The sequence below is a fragment of the Gimesia algae genome (assembly GCF_007746795.1).
GTDB classification, from domain to species: domain Bacteria; phylum Planctomycetota; class Planctomycetia; order Planctomycetales; family Planctomycetaceae; genus Gimesia; species Gimesia algae.
Map to the genome: position 1 here is coordinate 22,248 of NZ_CP036343.1, position 19,777 is coordinate 42,024.

The 19,777-nt window shown below is 53.8% G+C and carries 14 protein-coding genes; 5 read left to right on the forward strand and 9 right to left on the reverse strand.

Going from position 1 to position 19,777, the window contains the following annotated elements; genetic code table 11:
- Positions 1-8 precede the first annotated feature (8 nt).
- Positions 9-911 carry a prolyl oligopeptidase family serine peptidase gene (locus Pan161_RS00095; protein ID WP_145223584.1) on the reverse strand — a complete coding sequence of 301 codons (903 nt, stop codon included), beginning with the start codon at positions 909-911 and terminating at the stop codon, positions 9-11.
- Between the two features lie 327 nt (positions 912-1,238).
- Between Pan161_RS00095 and Pan161_RS00100 the strand changes: the two genes are divergently transcribed.
- Positions 1,239-2,603, forward strand: a complete 1,365-nt coding sequence (locus tag Pan161_RS00100) for a DUF1501 domain-containing protein (RefSeq protein ID WP_145223585.1) — start codon at positions 1,239-1,241, stop codon at positions 2,601-2,603.
- A 343-nt stretch (positions 2,604-2,946) separates the two neighbouring features.
- Here Pan161_RS00100 and Pan161_RS00105 read toward each other — a convergent pair whose 3' ends face one another.
- From Pan161_RS00105 to Pan161_RS00120, 4 genes are all read right to left on the reverse strand, one after another.
- Entirely contained in the window at positions 2,947-3,177 is a 231-nt protein-coding gene (locus tag Pan161_RS00105; protein ID WP_002644904.1) for a hypothetical protein, read from the reverse strand.
- A complete protein-coding gene (locus Pan161_RS00110; RefSeq protein ID WP_145223586.1) occupies positions 3,174-4,784 on the reverse strand; it encodes a sodium:solute symporter family transporter in 1,611 nt (536 codons plus the stop codon). The genes Pan161_RS00105 and Pan161_RS00110 overlap by 4 nt, the downstream gene beginning before the upstream one ends.
- 134 nt (positions 4,785-4,918) lie before the next feature.
- Positions 4,919-5,689 (reverse strand): SGNH/GDSL hydrolase family protein, encoded by a 771-nt coding sequence (locus Pan161_RS00115; protein ID WP_145223587.1) that lies wholly within the window; start codon positions 5,687-5,689, stop codon positions 4,919-4,921.
- 246 nt (positions 5,690-5,935) lie between these two features.
- Complete coding sequence (locus tag Pan161_RS00120; protein WP_145223588.1) at positions 5,936-6,421, reverse strand: DinB family protein; 486 nt, start codon at positions 6,419-6,421, stop codon at positions 5,936-5,938.
- Positions 6,422-6,527: 106 nt separating this feature from the next.
- Between Pan161_RS00120 and Pan161_RS00125 the strand changes: the two genes are divergently transcribed.
- Positions 6,528-6,719: a hypothetical protein gene (locus Pan161_RS00125; RefSeq protein ID WP_145223589.1), complete on the forward strand. Its 192-nt coding sequence runs from the start codon at positions 6,528-6,530 to the stop codon at positions 6,717-6,719.
- A 354-nt stretch (positions 6,720-7,073) separates the two neighbouring features.
- Here Pan161_RS00125 and Pan161_RS00130 read toward each other — a convergent pair whose 3' ends face one another.
- Positions 7,074-8,534: a sulfatase gene (locus Pan161_RS00130; RefSeq protein WP_145223590.1), complete on the reverse strand. Its 1,461-nt coding sequence runs from the start codon at positions 8,532-8,534 to the stop codon at positions 7,074-7,076.
- 209 nt (positions 8,535-8,743) lie between these two features.
- Between Pan161_RS00130 and Pan161_RS00135 the strand changes: the two genes are divergently transcribed.
- The gene (locus Pan161_RS00135) at positions 8,744-10,138 is read left to right on the forward strand and encodes a DUF1501 domain-containing protein (protein ID WP_145223591.1); all 1,395 of its coding nucleotides are present in this window, start codon (positions 8,744-8,746) and stop codon (positions 10,136-10,138) included.
- Between the two features lie 56 nt (positions 10,139-10,194).
- Here Pan161_RS00135 and Pan161_RS00140 read toward each other — a convergent pair whose 3' ends face one another.
- Together Pan161_RS00140 and Pan161_RS00145 are read right to left on the reverse strand one after the other, a co-directional pair.
- Positions 10,195-10,752 (reverse strand): carbohydrate binding domain-containing protein, encoded by a 558-nt coding sequence (locus tag Pan161_RS00140; RefSeq protein WP_145223592.1) that lies wholly within the window; start codon positions 10,750-10,752, stop codon positions 10,195-10,197.
- A gap of 244 nt (positions 10,753-10,996) precedes the next feature.
- The gene (locus Pan161_RS00145; protein ID WP_145223593.1) at positions 10,997-14,683 is read right to left on the reverse strand and encodes an outer membrane protein assembly factor BamB family protein; all 3,687 of its coding nucleotides are present in this window, start codon (positions 14,681-14,683) and stop codon (positions 10,997-10,999) included.
- A 245-nt stretch (positions 14,684-14,928) separates the two neighbouring features.
- On the opposite strand from Pan161_RS00145, the gene Pan161_RS00150 reads away from it, so the two are divergent.
- Complete coding sequence (locus tag Pan161_RS00150) at positions 14,929-15,291, forward strand: PadR family transcriptional regulator (RefSeq protein ID WP_145223594.1); 363 nt, start codon at positions 14,929-14,931, stop codon at positions 15,289-15,291.
- Positions 15,288-17,501 (forward strand): DUF1700 domain-containing protein, encoded by a 2,214-nt coding sequence (locus Pan161_RS00155; RefSeq protein ID WP_145223595.1) that lies wholly within the window; start codon positions 15,288-15,290, stop codon positions 17,499-17,501. Before Pan161_RS00150 ends, Pan161_RS00155 begins: the two co-directional genes overlap by 4 nt.
- 31 nt (positions 17,502-17,532) lie before the next feature.
- Here Pan161_RS00155 and Pan161_RS00160 read toward each other — a convergent pair whose 3' ends face one another.
- Positions 17,533-19,479: a hybrid sensor histidine kinase/response regulator gene (locus Pan161_RS00160; protein ID WP_145223596.1), complete on the reverse strand. Its 1,947-nt coding sequence runs from the start codon at positions 19,477-19,479 to the stop codon at positions 17,533-17,535.
- Positions 19,480-19,777: the final 298 nt, after the last annotated feature.

The following is a 19,777-nucleotide window of genomic DNA, read 5'->3' on the forward strand; positions in this document are numbered from 1 at the left end:
AACCCAACCTACTTCAACTGCCCGTCGATCCAGTCGGCCATTTGTTCGACTTCTTCGTGAATCGTCGGCCAGGGGTGGCCGCCCCCTTCTTTGATGATGAACTTTACCGGCACCTCCGCTTTCTGCAAAGCGGCGACCATCACCCGCGACTGTTGAATCGGCACCATGAAATCCGCTGTGCCATGGATGATCAGAAACGGAGGCAGGCCCGGCTTCACCAGGCGAGCCGGGGAGAACGCGGTCCGCAGTTCGTCCAGGCGGCTGACGTCGATCGTTTCTGAACCCTTGGGCGTGATCAGGCGGCGGATGGATTGCGCCAGTTGATCTTCGCCGCTGATGTCAATTTTGAAGCCGCCGTAGTTAATCAGATCGGTGGGTGGAAAAAAGACGGCCACCGCTTTCACCCGCGTTTTGGACTTCGCATCCGCCGCCGATACCGCCGCCATGCAGGCCAGGTGACCGCCGGCCGAAGCGCCCAGCATTGCCAGTCGATGCGGATCGACCTGGTACTCTTTGGCATGTTCTTTGACCCACAAAATACCTCGATTCACATTGTCCAGCATTTCGGGGCCGTTAAATTTCGCGATCGAACCGGGTCGGATCGCGAACACCGTATAGCCGCGTGAGCAGAAGATATCGAACATTTGTGCCTGTTTATGATCGCGGAGTTTGCCCCGATCCGAGTGATACGCGCCCGAAACTACATCCACGATCGCCAGTCCGTTCGGCTGGGAGCGGGGCGTGAACACATCCAGCAGCAGACCCACGCCATGCACTTCCGCATAGACCAGATTTTTCTGCTGATGATAAGGCAGTTCGGCAGATTCATCCGCTCTAACACCAGGGACACAAAGGAGTAACGCACACAGAGTGACTGCAGACACGCAGCGGAATCGCGAAAGACGCAACATCAAATCAAACCTGACATGCAAAGAAAAGTCGAAGAACGGACACCAATACGAAATCCGTTAAATAAAACCACCGGCTGTCCCGTATCATATCAGAGGGAGCACGGCGACTGAAATAAAATCTCCTCAGTGCCCGGCAGGATCACACAACGGTTCATGATTCTTACCGGAAAAGACTCGCTTTTGTTTCAAAAAATCCCCTAAAATACAAAAAGAGCGCTTTAAATACTGTGTCCAGTTTTATTGCCACGTCTCCAGAAACCTTTGGACCGAGTATCATAATGCGAGCGATGTGATCCTAAAATGTGAATCGCTCTGGAGGACACGCTGATGACAGGCAGAACAGACAGACACAGCCCGCAGATCTCCCGCCGCTATTACCTGCGGCTCTCCGCCATGGGTGTCCTCGGTACTGGCATGTCGGGCTGGCTCAGACGTCTGGCTGCTGAAACCGCCGACAACCCGCAGCGCAAACGCAGTTGCATTCTGCTCTGGATGTCGGGCGGACCCAGTCAGACCGATACCTTCGATCTCAAACCGCAGCACGAAAACGGCGGACCCTTCAAAGCGATCGACACCGACGTGCCCGGCGTACAGATCTCCGAACATCTGCCTCAACTCGCGAAGGTCATGAAACATCTGGTCCCCATTCGCTCGATGAGCACCAAAGAAGGGGACCATACCCGCGCTACCTATCTGCTCCGCACCGGTTATCTGCCGTCCGGCCCGCTCAGCTATCCGACCCTCGGCTCAGTGTTGAGTAAGGAACTGGGAAGCACAAACGCCGCACTGCCCAATTTCGTCAGCATCGCTCCCAATAAAACCTTAAGCCCCAATGCCTATGGCCCCGGTTTTCTGGGACCGCAGTTCGCTCCCCTGGTCGTCGGCGAAGGTACAGGAGTCGTGCCAAACGATGCCGCGAATGTCGACGCCGGGTTAAAAGTCAAGAACCTGACGCTGCCCACCGGCATTACGCGCCAGCAGGCCGACGAACGCCTGTCAATTCTGAAAGACCTGGAAACCGATTTTGCCGCCACGCATCCCGGCACGCCGACGAACAGTCACCGCAGCGCCTACGCCGCCGCCGTTCGCATGATGCGTTCCAAAGCCATCGAAGCCTTTCAACTGGATAAAGAGCCGGACATGCTCCGCGATGCCTACGGCCGCAATCGCTTTGGACAGGGCTGTCTGCTGGCTCGACGGCTGATTGAACAGGGAGTCCCTTTTGTGGAAGTCTCGCTGAACGGCGTGCAGGGCAACAACACATTCGGCTGGGATACCCATCAGGAAAACTTCGAAGCCGTCAAAAGTCTGAGTGAAGTCCTTGACCCCGCCTGGGGGACTTTAATGACCGATCTCGAACAGCGGGGATTGTTGGATTCCACGTTGATTGTCTGGATGGGCGAATTCGGCCGCACGCCGAAGATCAATCAGAACACGGGCCGCGATCATTTTCCTGCGGCCTGGACCACGGTACTCGGCGGAGGCGGCATTCGCGGCGGTCAGGTCATCGGCAAAACCAGCGAGGACGGCATGAAAGTCACCGACCAACCGGTCGTCGTCCCCGATCTGATGGCGACCATCTGCACAGCTCTGGGCCTCGATCCCCTGCAGCAGAACATGTCCAACATCGGCCGCCCCATTCCCCTCGCCGACCACGGCGCCAAACCCATTCAGCAGATTCTGAAAAGCTGATGATCCAATCAACGCCGCGGTTCAGACGATTGATTTACTACCACGAAAAACACGAAACCACACGAAACAAAAAGGGTAAGCCCGGATGCACATCCGGGCCGAGCGCAGCGAGCAGGAGGTCGCAGCTGACTCAATCAAACCAGCTTCGAAATCCTGTCATGTAGAGATTAATTCACAAGTATCGATCAGAAACTCAACTTCAACACAAACGCAGCAGATCACACTCACAACCTCCTGTTGTCTGCGACAACCCCGAATTACATTCGGGGCCACCCCAGGTTTTACATCTTACCGATCAGAGAATGTCGTGTCATTTCGTGGTAGAAAAACCAGCCATCCCGATTCAGAAAATGCTGTAGATCACAATCTGAATCGCCAGCGCCAGGCAGGCCCAGATTTTCAGGTTCTGATACCAGTGTGTCGCGTTCTCTGCGGTTGTCGTTTCTCGAGGCAGCCGCAACACCCAGATCAGGACTGCCACCAGCGTGCCCACAAACAGCAGCCGGACGGCGGACATCGGAATCTGTACGACCAGGTCGCGCACGAAATTTCCAATATGATGCAACGGCGTCATGTGGTTTCCTTTCGCGGTTTGAGGCTGAACACCAGCCCTTCAATCTTTTCGTCCGGCTCGCGCTTCGTCAGCAGACTGATGATCACAATCAGTGAAAACGAAACCACGAACGCCCAGATCGAAAAGTACAGGAACGGTTCAGAAATCTGAAACAGCGGCTCCATCCCCAACGCCGTGTAGACATCGACCTGATTCAACGCGAACAGCGTGATCGAAAAACAGACACCCACAATGAACCCGATGAAGGCAGCCACGCCGGTCGCCCGCTTCCAGAGCAGGCCCGTGAGCAGGATCGCAAACGCGGGTCCCTGGAAAAATGCCATCAGCGTCTGGAAGATCGTGTAAATACCTTCGCTGCGGGTCATCAGAAAGAACGAAAAGCCGATCGCCCAGAAGACGAGCAGCAGCGTCACCACGCGGCCGATTTTCAACAGCGATACATCACTGGCGTCTCTGCGATAAAAGCGTTTGTAGAAATCGTTGGTTACAATTGTGGACGCAGAGTTGAGATACGAGTCGATACTCGACATCAGCGCCGCCAGAAAAGCTGCCAGAAACAGCCCTTTCAAGCCGGTCGGCAGCAGATGCGAAATCAGTTCGGGAAAGGCCTGGTCGCCGTCGGTCAGTTCGGGAAATTTCACAAAGGCGATCAAGCCGGGCACCGCGACGACCACCGGCACCAGGTTTTTGAGCAGTGCCCCCCACACATAGGCGGCTTTCGCGTCGAATTCACTCTTAGCTCCCAGCGAACGCTGCACAATCGCCTGGTTACCAATCCAGTAGGCGGGGCTCAGAATCAACGCCAGGCCAAAGAAAATGCCCGTCCACGGAAACGGCGTGTCGGCGTCAGCAGGTAGAATGAGTGAAGTATGCGAGACATCCAGGACTCCTGCCGCCGGCGCTGCTTTCGCTTCCTGTTTTTCGACGACAGCCGCCTGCTTCTCACTCTGGATCTGTTCCTGTTTTTTGATCTCCGCCTGAAAATTATCAATGCCGCCCAGGTCGATAATTCCCAGTACGAGCACCAGCAGACAGCCTCCGATCATGATCACACATTGAATCATATCGGTATACACAACCGCCGCCAGTCCGCCGGAAATCGTGTAGATGCCGACCAGGAACGCGGTCAGATAGATGCAGGCATTGACGGTCATCCCCAAATGCACGTGCATCATTTTCGCGGAAGCCAGCAGCATGATGCCCAGGTTGCACGCCATAAAAATGATCCAGCAGATCGCCAGCGCCGAGCGGACCGCGACATTGAACCGCCGTTCCATGTATTCGGGAATCGTGGTCACGCCGCTCCGCCAGAAAAAGGGAATGAACACAAAGGCGGCGATGATCATCGCGGGCACGCAGCCGATCCATTCGAAATTGGCGACCGCCAGACCATGCTGATGTGCGGCACCTCCCGTGCCCACAATGTCGACGGCACCAATGTCGGTCGCCACCAGCGACATGCCAATCGCCCACCACGGCAACTTGCGGCCGGCCAGGAAGTAATCGGAACCGGTCTTAATTTTGGAACCGATATACAGACCCAGACCCAGTGTTCCGATCAGATATGCGGCGATGACGGCAAAATCGAGGAACGACAGTGACTGCATGAGGAATGAACCCTGGAATACATTCGAAATCAGAGGGAGTGAGCGAACCGCGGACGTGATTCCTACGATACAGCGAACCCTTGCAAAAATCGACCGTCAGCGCAGAAAATCAGCAGGGACGGCACCGCAGACGTTCACTGGTCCTGTTTTGCTAATGCGGCTTTGATCTGGGGCAGCAGCAGATCCGCCACCATCTTCTGGCCTTGGGTATTAGGATGCATGCCGTCCAGCAGCAGATCATCGGCGGCCTGATTGGCCTGTTTGTCATAGTTTTCAAAGGCCGCGTAGACATCGATGAGTGGCACATGCTCCTCTTTGGCGATCTTCCGTACCGCAGCCGCATACGATTTCAGCAGTACATTGAAACCCTGAACATCTTCGGGATCGTAAGGCGGTTTGCCATACAGCTTTTTCATGCGGGGAATCCACCGCAGCGAGTTCGGCGTCATCAGGATGACAGAGATCTGTTTCTCTTTGAGCTGTTTAATCATCTTGCGCAGGTTCGCGTCATACTGTTCCACCGAAACACGCGATTGGGTCGCAGGCGGATCACGCCAGACATCGACGGCGGAATCATTGATGCCATACTGAATCACCACCAGATCGGGATCATGCTGCAGTACATCTTTCTTAAACCGGCCGACCGCCTGATGCGTCGTGTGTCCTCCAATCCCGGAGTTTACCACTTTGGCGGGAACACCCGCTGCGGGAAGTTCTTTCTCCAGAATCATCGAATACACGACCAGTGGCCCGCGCGTTGCGGTCGTCGAATCACCAAACGTGACGATGGTCGGTTTGTCCGCTTTCGCCGCCGGTTCTTTATCCGCCGCCATCAGGGGAGAACCCAACAGACAACCCGTCAGCAGTGAGAAACAAAACAGGAAACGCGCAGTACGTTGCATCATGATTTCAGCCTGTCTGTGAAAAAGCAAAAACTCAGGTTGGTATTTACCGTGGAGAGAGCCATGTGGCTGATTTTATCAAGGATGCCAGCCAGAGTGACTCATTAGCCGAAGGGCCTTAGCCCCGGTTCTGCCACATATGTAACAACAGATCAAATAAGGAAACACGACCCAGGTAGTTTTAGTCAATCTCTTCAGACTAAACCAGACGGCCCGCGGTTTCAATTGTTTTCACACCAAACAGCCATCTTAAAAGATATGTCCCAGCCCGCGATCACGGCGGCAACTGGAAAGCTGCGCCAGATGAAAGGCAAAGTGATTCGTCAGCAGCAGCGAAATCGCGTGGCTCACGGTCTGGATGGGCGAACCGTCAAACAGCTCAATCCCATGCGGCCCTGCAACATCTTCCGGCTTCGCTTCCGCCGCCATTGACTGCAGAGTTTCGTAAGCCTGATTGAGCGACGTAATCAACGTCTCACGCGTCAGAGAGTCATCCGGCTGAACCTCATCACTGGAACCGGGACCAAACAGCGGCGCCCACGTTGGATGTGTCAGGCTGCCTCCCAGAAACGTCTGCCCCATCTCACCGACAATCGCCAGGTGACCGAGAATCCAGACTGGCGGATGACCGTGCCCGGCACCCCGCGTATAAAGACACTCCTCAGGCAGATCCGCTACGATGGCTGCAAACTGTTTCAACTGCAACTGGTTAATGGCAATTTCGTTTTCGAACATGGCGGCGTGCTCCGATTCATTTCCTGGACAGCGAGTAATTCTCTAAGACTAAGGTAGTCAGGTGAAACGAGACAGTCAATAATAGGGGAAGGAAGGTCATTTCAAAATGAACGAAAACACAACTCGTTTAGATCACAACGCCGACGCACAAAACACCTGGTCGGTCTGGCGGCAGGGGGATGACGGGAACCGCTTTCTGATTGAAGCGGGGCTCTCCGAAGAGGTCGCGAAACAGAAGGTTGCCGAGTTCGAATCGCATGGGCACAAACAGCTCTACTGGGCCACGCAATCGCGTTAAGAACAGGCGCAATAAAAAAGGGCTGGAAGCCCAAGCTCCCAGCCCTTAAAGTACGTAGTACTCCTGTTCGTGTAACACTTACAATTGGGTTACAAGATCCGCAACTGACTACTCAGACGCGAGCGTCTGTCTTGGGTTCATCAGCAGTGACTTGCTCCCAGTTTTAATTGTTATACACGCTTAGTTCGGCAGCGCGAGTGACGAATCTTGAATGCTCATCACAAAATTTTCAGCAGAAATCGTGTGCCGAAAATTCAGCCGTCAGGATTTTACTGAATGGTAAAACTGATTTTATCTGCTTCCACTCGCTTGCAGATTTTCCGATGTATATCGGCTGCGAATACGCCATGCTTTTTACAGTTCGGGAATCGGTTCGTCCGCTTTGATGTCGACCTCTTCCCAGTTTGCCTGACCGTTTTCGTAACGCAGAATTCGATGTTTGCTGCCCGGTGCGGGCTTCTCATTCACGGTAGGCAGCCACGCGCGATGCTCTTCGATCAGCGTGGCATAATTGGGATCACCGCTCAGGTTGTTCCATTCAGCCGGATCCTGTTTCATGTCATAAAACTCTTCCGATCCGTCTGCGTAATGTATGTACCGATAGTTCTCTGTTCGCACCGAAGTGTTGTTGCGGTTGTGGGAAGTAATCGCAGGCCACTTGCGGGGCGTGTTCGCATCTTTCAGTTGAGGTACCAGGGAGTGTCCTTCCAGATCCGTGCGGGGCGGCAGGTCGCAGAGTTCGATCAGCGTGGGATAAATGTCCAGCAGCTCGGCCGGTTTCTCGCAGACCGCGTTTTCCGTAATCCCCGGACCGGCGAAAATCAGAGGCACGCGCGTCGAACGCTCCCACAGTGTATTTTTTCCCGTGATCAGTTTTTCACCCAGATGCCAGCCATGATCGGACCAGATGACAATGATCGTATTTTCGTCCAGGTTGTTTTTCTCCAGCGCATCAGTCACGCGCCCCACCTGACTGTCGACAAAACTGGTACACGCCAGATACGAGCGGACCAGGTTCTTCCACTGATTGGCTTCCTGCAGAAACTTGAAGCGGGGCTCGGGCAGTTTCCAGTGCAGGTACCAGGAAAAGCGGGGCGTGTCGTCCCGGTCGGTCGCCAGGAACGGGGGGAGTTGCAGCGTCTCTTCCGGATACAGGTCGAACCACTGCTGTGTGGCGTAACAGGGAACGTGAGGCAGGAAAAATCCGACCGACAGGAAAAACGGTTCGGTCGGTTTTTTGTTCAACTGATCGACGGCCCAGCTTGCGACTTTCCAGTCCCCTTTGTCTTCGTCTTTATGCGGAAACGTGCCCCAGTCGACCAGCGGATGCGGGTTGGGTGTTTCAACCAGTTTTTTGGGAGGCTTCACCCCCACGCCTGGCGGAGGCCCGATGACCGAGAATTCCTTGTCGGTTTTTTTGCGGCCATAACCGCCATGATAAATTTTACCGGTTGTATAAGTTTTATAGCCGTTCTGTTCCAGATACTGTGGCAGCGAAACGCGGTCTTTGAACTTCTCAATGGTGCGAAACCAGGGTGCCAGGCCGTATACGCCTGTCGTCGAAGGCCGCAGGCCCGTCATCAGGCTGGTCCGCGACGGATTACAGAGCGGCGACTGGCAGTGCGCATTCGCGAACAGCGTTCCTCTCGCTGCCACCTTGTCGATGTGGGGAGTTTTAATCTGCGGATGCCCTTTCAGACAGCCGATCCAGTCGTTCTGGTCATCAATGGCGATGAACAGAATGTTAGGCTTTTGAGCCGCCTGCGACGGGGTATAAAACGAGCAGAAGAATATGAGCATCATCAGCAAGCGCATCCGAAGTTCCTTTCGATGAATTCTGAAAGCATAAAGAAATGAAGCAATGGTTTATCATAACCACTGGGGAGAGCGAAAGAAAATGCCTGTATTGATTTGCAGAGAGAGAATTGTCCTATTCCAGAATTCGATCTGGAAAACATAAACATTAGTTGATATATTAGTCGATACCGAATAAGTAGACGATTTTCTTTGGCTCGGGAAAAATCATGCTTTCTTTCTACAATCATCACGGCAAGCAGGGGCGGCGGGAATTCCTGCGCGTGGGCGGTCTGGCGCTGGGCGGGCTGACGTTGCCCGGTCTCCTGTCAACAAAAGCACAGGCTGCTGGTTCCGGGACGCTGCTGAAAAACAAATCGGTCATCTTTCTGTTTATGCATGGCGGACCGAGCCAGATTGAAACGTTCGACCCCAAGATGAGTGCACCGGATGGCATCCGCAGTGTGACGGGCGAAGTGGCAACGAAGATACCCGGCGTGACGTTCGGAAGTACGTTTCCAAAACTGGCGCAACTCGCCGATCGTATGTCCGTCGTGCGTTCTTACCGCACCGGTGACAGTCGGCACGACATCAAACCGGTCGTGCATAAAGATACACTCAACGCGAATCTGGGTTCGCTGTATTCGCGTGTTGTGGGCGCCAATCATCCCGAGAACGGCATGCCGACGAACGCGGTGCTCTTTCCGCAGGCCATCGATGACAAGATGCTGCCCGCCGTCACGCAGTTCGGCAAATTTGATTCGCACGGCCTGATGGGCTCCGCGTATGCCCCGTTCGTGCCCGGTGCGGGTGGCGATATGCAGTCGAATATGTCTCTAGCGATCCCCCCGAATCGTCTTGATGATCGCCGACTGTTACTTTCGAAACTGGATCGTGCCCGCTGGGCGGCTGAGAAAAGTGAAACGTTTGCCGCCAGTTCACAACTGCAGCAACAGGCGTTCGACGTGATCCTGGGCGGCGTCTCTCGCGCCTTTGATTTGTCTCAGGAAGATCCCGCCGTGGTCGCCCGTTACGATACGGCTCCGCTGGTCAAGCCGGCATCCATCAGCACGCGTTGGAAGAACTACAAACGCTACATTGACAACGCTCAGTCACTGGGCAAGCTGCTGTTGATGGCCCGTCGTCTCTGCGAATCAGGCTGCGGCTTTGTGACGATCACCACCAACTTTGTGTGGGACATGCACGCGGATAAAAATAACGCCGGCGTCGGGGAAGGCATGGACTACATGGGCGTGCCCTTCGATCATGCGGTCTCTGCCTTTATGGAAGATACGCACAATCGTGGTCTCAGCGATGATATTCTGCTGGTCTGTTCGGGTGAAATGGGCCGCACTCCCAAACTCAACAGTCGCGGCGGACGCGATCACTGGGGTAATCTATCGCCACTCATGCTGTCAGGCGGCGGTTTGAATACGGGGCAGGTCATTGGCCAGTCAGACCGACATGCCGGCGGACCTCAGACCGAACCGATTGAACGCAAAGACCTGGTCAGCAGCATCATGCACACCCTGTTCGATGTCGGCGAACTCCGCATCACGCGCGGCGTTCCCAACGAGATCGTCCAGGTCGCCACCGCAGGCAAACCGATTCCCGGCCTGTTCTGAAAAGCATATCAGACCGGGAAGTCAGTTTCTGAATAGGGTTCGATCACTGTTTGTGCTCAGGGGACTTCCGCTACCTGCACGTCATCAATCAGTGCCGTACCGCCGGCGTTGCCTTCCGCGGGAATACCAATCCGCAGCCGCAACGTGGCGGTTCCTTCAGGAACTTGGATCACGGTTTGAATCGTCTCCCATTCCGCTAGATCCTGTTTGAGTTCCCGCTGTTCTGAACGGGCAAACCCCAGCGGTTTCTGTGTTGATTGATCCAGGCACTGCACCACCACCATCGGCAGTGACTGCAGACTGCGCGTCCTGACACGAGCAGAAACGCGGTAGGTTTTTCCCGCCTCAAATCCCTGCAAGTCCTGGTGTGCATTGTAGGCTACCTGCTGTTGAGGATGATCGGCTGCGATCCTGATTGCCAGTACACGCGAACCGTTTGCCTCTGGTTCCAGCAGAGACTGATAACTGACCAGCTGCGATTGACCCGGTAGCGAGGTAAATAGCCAGCCGCTGGGAGTCGCGGAACGTGCATCGACCGTTTCAAAGTCCGCATTGACGACTTGCGGCGCCTGAGACGTAGCAGCGCACAATACGAGTGAGAGCAAAATGAGCATTCTTTAATCCTCCTTGAATTTAGAAAATTGCGTCAGACCGAGTTCTCCTGTCGCAATAACTGTGCCACATCTCAGGTTTGTGAAACTGCGAAGTCTATTTAAATGAGGGGCGACGATCTGTTGTCCGGGCAGATCCGATTTGCACAATCTGCCTGTAAATCTTACAGCCCGCTGGAACGACTTTCGTGCTATAACAGGAGTCTCAGGTGCTCTTGAAATTCGCATCAGAAAACCGGGACACAGGTTAATCTTGGACCACGATTTCCACGCCCGACAACAGTGTTCGGCCTTTGATCGCAGTCAGATCCACTTGCAGACTGGTTGAGCAGCGAACGCCCTTGAATTCCCGGACGATCGCCCGGTTCGCGCCGCCGGCTGCTTTGACGACATCCAGTTCCGGCAGTACCGGTTTCCCCTGAAGACTCACGTCGAACACACGTTCGCCCGGCTTCAGATCCTGGGGCTCCAGAAAATAAAGCCGGACCGTATAACTGCGTTCCGGCGTGGAAACCGGTGAAAGTGTTACTGACAATGCGGCTGCTCCTTCCACTCCCGAGGCGGCCACCCATTTCAAATCGCCTTCTTCAACAAAAGACGAATGCTTGTGATAGTACTCCAGATCAGCGCCGCTGAGTTTGAGTGAGACCACAGGCGAGGAGCCTCCCACGCTGGGGTAGTCCAGCCAGAGTGTGCCGTTCACTGCCTGACGATCGCCGGGCGCACCCAGGTTGACACCCAACTGCTGCACCTGATCCTCTTTGGCGTTCATCGCCAGCGCACTATAACTCCAGACCTCCGAATCCGGTACATGGGTCAGTGCCAGGGAAGTAAACAGCGAGTAACCACAACTGCAGCCATGTGCCATGTTCGGTGAATTGAGCACGCCGTTCGCCGGTACCAGGCTGTTGCGACAACCGGTACGGAAGCCTTCCAGGCGCGAGGTATTCGCACTGTCGATATCGCAGAACCCGGCGGAGCTCGCGCGGAAAGTCATCAGGTGCGGGCTGGCAATCGCGTAATTGCAGTGATGTCCCGCCTTGGTGAACTCCCACGGAATCGGTTTGCCGGTGATCGGATTCGTACGCAGAATCGGCTCGCCGGTTTCCAGATCATAAGACAGTCCGGGACCGCGCTGGTCCAGAATGCGGTCGTTCCAGATGATGACCTTATCCCACAGCGTTTCAGGATGCCCGCGAAATCCCTGGCCGGTCGAATATTTTTTCCAGAGTTCCGAACCATCTTTGCCGCGAAAGGCTGAGATCCCATCGCGGTTGGTAACCAGCATCACATCTTTCTGATCGCTATAGGAGAGCCAGGTTCCCACGACGTCCGTCTGATGTTCCCAGATCAATTTACCGGTTTTCAAATCGATCGCTTTAATAAATCGTTCCGCCAGCGCATTGGGAATTTTACCGCGGCGTTTCCAGTCCCCATAAAAGTTTTCCAACGCGCCATCATAAACATAAATCCGGTCTCCACTCAAAGAGACGACGGGAAAACTCATCTGTGCCTTGTGTGTCCAGATGACTTCCCCGGTGTGGCGGTTGAGCGCCACCAGTTCCAGCGGGAGTAAGCCGTACTTTTCACCAATCTTTTTTGAAGTCCGGAAAACCGACGTTAACAGCAGGTCTTCATGTATACGGATGCGTCCCCAGCGGTCATCAGCATGGGGCAGGGTCATCTCGGCCAGCGTTTTCCCTGTTGCCGGATCAAGCCTCACGCAGGTGTTCTGACTGGTGACCAGATAAATACTGTCTTCGAGGGCGATGAAATGATGGCCGACCAGTTTTCCGTCATAGCTCTGGCCGCGACGTCCCGGGCTGTCTTCCGGCGTTTCTTCCAGAGGGATCATCCATAGAATCCGCCCGGTATAGACATCAACGGCCGTTAATTTTCCGGGTCCCTGCAGAAACATTCGTCCTTCGATCACCGCCATACTGGGGCCCCAGTCATGACGGTTGTAAAACAGGTCGCCGTGGCCCGCAGGTCCGCCAAACCAAAGCACGCCCAGCGGTGCTTTCACCAGTTCATCGCGGGACATCAGTGTGTTCGAGGCATCCCCGTACTCGTGGGTCCAGTTTGCAGAACCGGGCAGGGCACCGACGCGGGTCAACAGTGTGAAACCTTCCGCTTGCTTGAGTTCCGCGCGAGGCAGACGCTTCTCCTCCACCGTGGTCGCCAACTGTACGTATTCTGTTTCACCCAGGTTCAGACAGGAGGTCCCGCCATAGGGACGCAACGATTTGTAAACCGTCTTCCAGGTATCTGCATTCAGCGACCCACCCAGCGCGCTTAAATCTTCGGAGACGATCAGTTCCGCCATGTAAGCGGGAAGTTCAAATGTGAGCGGATTGCCCTGGTGTATGACGACCCGTGTTCCCAGCAGACCTGCCGCATCGTATTTCGTCCGCAGCGTTGCCACTTTTTGTGCATCCGGCTCGACTGCAATCAGCGTCAGCTTTGATTGATCGATCAGTTCTTCCAGCAGACGCCCGCTACCGGTTCCCAGCACAAGACCATAGCCAGCGCCGGGCTGTGTCAGTGAGAGCAACTGGCTGGTTTTTTCGGTCCAGGCATCCTGTTGTGCACTCAATTCGCGTTTCTGTGCAGAAAACGTAAGTGGTTTCATTGGTTTGCCTCCGAAACAAAGCAGGTCGCCTGCTTCGGTCACGACGACCAGTGCACCATTCGCGGCAATCATGGTGGCTGGTGTGCCGGTGATGGATTGTGTCCAGCTAATGTCAGCGGCTTTGCCATCTTTTGCCAGATCCAGCGCGAAAATCATCTCACCCTGATGGCCATACAAACGATTGCCGGCTTTCAAATCAAGCTGCACCGGATGTGCTTTGACCCAGGCTTCCCATTCCGCTTGAGGCAGCTTCTGCTGTGGAGGGATGGGCAGACTCCAGAGCTGATTGAGCACTTTTTTCTTAACAACTTTACCACGGCGGTCTTTTGATTCCACTGTCTTCAGATTTTTCAGATCGTAGGCAACCACATTGCCGGCTCTGCCAAAATAGACAATTTCTTCCGTCAACACGGGAAAACGGGCATCCACTCCCAGATCCTGGCTGGTGTCCATTCGAAAAGAAGAACCGCCATGAAAAATGTAGGGGCCGACAGAAGAGACATGATAATTGGTTACCCGGTTTCCATATTTATGTGTGATGAACTGATCCGTTTTCAAATCAAGACAGGCAGCGACCGAACGGCCACAGGGAATCAGCAGCTTATTTTCATTCTTGACCAGGTAACCCTGGGGTGTCACATCCGTCAATGTTTTGATTTCATGTTCTGGCTTAGAAACCGCTTCTCCTGTTTCTGCATTCAGCGTGTAGAGAAAGGTCCCCTCGAACGGCCACACGCCACAGGTGAAATAAATTTTACCCTCAGATAATACAGCGCCCCCACGAATCGGCCAGACCGAAGAGAGCCGTTCATTCGCGAGCGCTTTCCGCGCGTTCGGGGCCGCCTGGAATTTCCAGTTCAGTTTTCCGTCTGCTGCATTCAGACAATAAAAACAGCCATCGTCGGCTGAGAAGTAAACATTCTTGCCCGCAACCAGCGGCGCGAATCGGACCGGGCCATTCGCGAAATACTGCCACTGTTGTTGGCCGGTCTTGAGGTCAAAGGCGCTCACACTGTCATTACGCGACGAGCTGACGAACAAGGTCTGTCCGGCGATCACCGGTTCGTAGTGAGCGTCAAACTGGATGCGGGGATCTTCAGGCCAGGCCGGCTTGAGCGGCTTCAGTTGCCGTCTCCACTGGAGATGCAGGTCGTTCGCGAGTTGCTCGTCTGTGGTTGCCGTCCGCCGTGCATCTTTCCGCCAGGTCGGCCAGTCTTCTGCTGCAGCGGAGGACAGGAACAGCAGCCCGCTGAACAGGCTGCAGCAAACAAAAGCAGTAAGACGCGTCACAGGGAAAGGCATTCATCAACTCCTGAACTTTTTATGTCGGACAACCAACCATCAATCATCTCTGATCTATTAAAAGTAACGGAGTGAGTTTGGTTTTAACAGGCAGGTCTGCCAACTTCATCAGTTTTTCATCCACGGCACGCGCAAACCACTTATCGAGCCCGCTGGAAAAATAATTCTTGACAGACATACTATGTCACACATAGTATATAAGAAACTGAGTTTTCTCTGATTCCCATTCGTGGAAGGAAGCAATCATGCGCATCGAACGCGAACTGATGCGGGGTGCCGGCCCGGTAGCGGTTTTGAAGCTGCTGGAAGAGGGCGCGAAATATGGTTATGAGCTCGTGGAGGCACTCTCCGAACAGACGGGTGGCGTGCTTGACATGGGGCAGTCCACGCTCTATCCACTGCTCTATAATCTGCAGTCACAGGGACTGATCCGTCCCAGCTGGCAGGAATCGGAGAGCGGCCGCAAACGCAAATATTATTCGCTCACTGCCAAAGGCAAAAAACGACTGGCAAAAGATACCGCCCAATGGGTCGCCGTCGCTAGCGCCATGCAGAATCTGGGCATCTTGTCGGGCGCACCACCCAAATTACAGGGAGGGGAAGCATGAACGCAGTCTCCGCCTTAGAACCCAAATGGAAACAGATTCTGCACACGCCGATGTCACATCTGCTCCGTGGACGGATCACCGGTCCTCAAGAGCCCCTGGAACAGCTTGATACGAGTGACTTTCCTGATAATCTGGTCGAGGTGATCCGGGAAATCACAGATCATCTGGACGGACGCCTGCGCTGGAACGTCGCGTTACGGCTGGCTAAATCCTGTAGTGCGCTGCTGCGCGAAGGTTGTGCAGCAACCCAGTTGGTCGAACAGTTGAGTGAACCGGAAAGTATCGCCGCCCTGATCCGCGCGACGCGCAGAATCGACTGGATATTAAACGCCCCTTTGCCCGCCCGTCTATGGCCCACCGTCGAACGCATCGTCGTTAATCAGCGTGTTAATTCACGCGCCGCCCGCCAGATGCTCAACCGCGTCTGTCAGACTCTGCAGTGGCAGTTGGACGGCGGCCGCACGCTTGAAGAAATCGCCAGCCAGTGTGGAGACGCTGTCGCTTTAAGCGGCCTGGTTTATGAAACGCATTCGCTGGGAGAACTGCTGGAATATCGTCTACCCGAATCAATAATGTCGGTCGTACTGGATGTCGTACAGAAATCGCGACTCTGGCCGGCAGAAAAACGGGATGTCGCCCGCGAACTGTGTGCGCACTTCGCCGATGGAATCGATCAGGGAGAAAGTGAAACAGCGTTGATCGAATCGTTCGGCGCTCCCAAAACCGCTGCGAAGCTCATCCGCCGCGCACGTCTGCGGAATAGACCGTTCCACTGGCGCGCCCGCCGCCGCGCCTGGCAGACAGCGATCGTCATGTTGATGATTGTTCTGGTCCCCTGGTCCGTGGTTACCGTTCGATTAATTGTCGCACGACCCACAATCAAGTTCGATATGATTCAGCAACTGGATGATCAGAGCCGCACGATTCCCCGGGAAGAGCGGGCGTGGCCCCTCTATCTGCAGGGGCTCTCAATGTCGACAAAAGTAGATCGAATCAAGTCGGCAAAACTCAATCTTGCCGGGATGTCTGAGGGACCCGCCAGCAAGGACTGGCCTGATGTGAAAAAGTATCTGAAATCTCATTCCCAACAGATCGATATGTATCTTCAAGCAGCCAGCCGTCCCGCACTCGGATTCGTCAATCGACCCCAGGCAAATGACTTCGATGAATTTCGGGAATTAAACAGACCGTATGAACTGAATCCGCCTGGTAATACAGACTTCAACATTTCCATACCGCAAGCTGACGCACTGAGAGGCAATGTCATCCCCCAGTTAACCGGTGCGATTCATCTGGCAGCAGAAGAGGGGAATGCGGAACGCTGTCTGCAACTGCTATTGGCGCGAATCAATGTGGTTGAACATTTCCGACAGTCGAGTCCCTGGGCGATCATCCAGAGTAGTGCAAACGGAGAAGCAGGTCGTAGTGCACTTTTGGCTGCGCAGATCGTAGAGACATATCCGAAACTGTTTAATGATCAGCAGTTGAAGATCCTTTTTCAAAAATTACAGCAAATGCCAATACCGCCACTCAATCTGATTGAGCCCAGAGAACAGGATATCCAAAATCTGCTACAGCATACTTACACAGACGATGGTAACGGCGCGGGCCGATTTACCGTGCATGGCTTCCAGATATTGAAGACACTGGCAGGGAGTTCCTCTGAGAAACGCAGACTGTTGCTCTCCACGATTCCGTCTCTGGTCAGTCAGGATCCAAGGGAACCAGATCGAAGCAGTTGGATTCCGTTTCAGGTCAAGTCAGGTTTCCTGGCGATGCAGATTGCGGATCGCAAAGAGATGCGTCGCGAGCTGCAGTATTTGAACCAGCTCCTGAGTGAGGCGATCACCAATGCAACTCCAGAGTCAGAGGACGCCTACAGTGGAGAATATCAACGCCTGATGGATTCCCCTGAGTTGCGGCTCAAATATCTGCCTGCCTTCTTGTTGATGTCTCCCCTCGAGTCCTACAATTATATGAATTTCCACAAGCATTCGGTGACCCAGCGTGCTGAAGCATTGGTTATGCTTGCAGCCGACATGTATCGCCGTGAGCATGGTCGGTATCCGGAATCATTACAGGAACTCGTTCCCGACTATTTCTCTGAAATTCCCGTCGACCCGCAAACGGGTAAACCGCTGCGTTATCAGATCAAAGAGGGACGCCCGGTCGTCGAAGCGCCGAATTTGCCTGAAACCACAGATGACTGAGAAGAGTCAGTAGCAGTCGAAATTTTCACCATTAAACAGGGTCGCTGGAATCATCCTGTTCAATCACCTGTCGTACTTTGACGGCCAGCTGATGACGGCTGAATGGTTTTTGCAGAAAGATGATCCCGTCTTTGAGTACGCCATGATCGGCGATGATATTCACCGTATAGCCGGAGATGTATAAGACCTTCAGTTCGGGGCGAATGATCTTCAGCGTGTTAAATAAATCTTTCCCGTTCATTTCCGGCATGACCACATCTGAGATCAACAGATCAATCGTTCCCTGAAAATCCTGTGCAGCCTGTATCGCTTCGCGGGGGTTGGTCGCCGTCAAAACCTGGTAGCCCAGCGATGCCAAAATATCTCGAGTGGTGCGCGCCAGCATCGCTTCATCATCGATCAGCAGGATGACTTCGTTTTGGCCTGGCGGTGTTTCAAATGTTTCCTTAACGACTCTTGTTTTCTCCCCTGTGGCCTGCCGAGGCAGAGAGATTTCAAATCGCGAACCACTTCTGACTTCACTGCTGACCTGAGTCAGACCTTTGTTCTGTTTAACAATCCCATAAATGGTTGCCAGTCCCAGGCCGGTTCCTTTTCCCGCTCTTTTGGTAGTAAAAAAAGGTTCAAAAATATTCTTCAAGGTCTCCTGGTCCATGCCGCTACCACTATCACTGACCGCCAGTTGCACATACTTTCCGGGAAGATAACCCGGATGCTCCCGGCAGAATGCTTCATCAAATTCGATATTACGTGTTTCCAGCGTAATTTTCCCGATGCCGGAGATTGCGTCACTGGCATTCACACACAGGTTCGCCAGGATCTGATCGATTTGCGAGGGATCCATTTTGACCAGTCCCAGGGAAGCACCCGGCAACCAGACAAATTCGATTCCCTCACCAATCAGCCGCCGCAACATCTTGATCATGTCTTCAATGATTTCATTCAGATCGAGTAGTTTGGGCTCAATCACCTGGCGACTGGCAAAAGCCAGTAATTGTTCCGTCAGTTCCGCGGAACGTTCGGCGGCACTGCGAATTTCCACCAGATGGTCGTACAGGGGATGTTTCGCATCAATGTCCAGCAGTCCCAGGCCGACATGTCCTAAGATGACATTCAGCATATTATTGAAATCATGGGCCACCCCACCGGCCAGTCTGCCAATCGATTCCATTTTCTGAGAAGCGGCGAACTGTTCCAGCAATTTCCGGTTTTCTTCTTCCAGCGATTTTCGCTCAGTGATATCTTCGGTCAGCATCACGATGCCGCCAATGGTACCCGGCGATTCATGCCAGGGCTGGATCACCCAGCGCAGCCACTGCAGTGAACCATCCGCGCGAATGAAACATTCTTCGTTACGTAAAACAGAACCAGCCAATGCCCGCTGATGCGCGGTTTTCCAGTGCTCCGGGATTTCAGGGAAAACTTCATAATGCGAACGACCGAGCAGGATCTCACCGTCCAGACCGTAGTCCTGCAACCAGCGCTGGCTCGTCGCCAGATAACAGAGTTGCTGATCGAATAAGGCGATCGCGATGGGAGCGTTTTCAATGAAGGTGTGTAACACATGCTCACTGATTCCGAGCTTGGGATGAGAACTCTGCTCAACAGATTTTGTATGCAGCTGATACAGGGCTCCGATGATGTTCCCGTTTTCCTCCCTTACCGGTAAAATCCGTCCCGTAACTAAATGCTCTGCAGCATGGCTTTCTTTCAGAAAAGTCCTGTCCGGGATATTCACTGTCTGGCCAGACTGTAGAACCGGTTCCAGTAGAAGGCTGTGATCGAGCGCCTGAGACTTACTGGAGAACTCCAGGATTTCAGAAACAGCTTTGCCATGCGAGTCACTCTGTTTCCAGCCTGTCAACTGTTCAGCGGCAGAGTTCAAGAGCATGACCTGCTTTGGAAGACTGACTATAATTAACGTGTCAGTCAGGTTCTGCAATGCCGCTGCATACCAGTCTGTACCATGTTGGTCCATGTAAAAGATTCCGGTCTAGATGAGTATCTGAAGCTGCAAATATTTCAGGAAATCCGGACCGAGTCTCTCCCTTGGGAAAGATGATGTGAACTCAGGCCCGCAATGGTCATTATATAACGGAATTTCCCGGTAAATGCATTAAAAAATGGGAATCGCTATTCAGAATAGAAGCATATAAGTCAAACACAAATTTCTCAGCGGGGCTGAACAGGTACTCGATTCATGTTGATTGTGAACCGGACGATTGTGTACTAAGATGAGCGAAATCTTTATGAACACCAGAATCCATTCAGGAGCA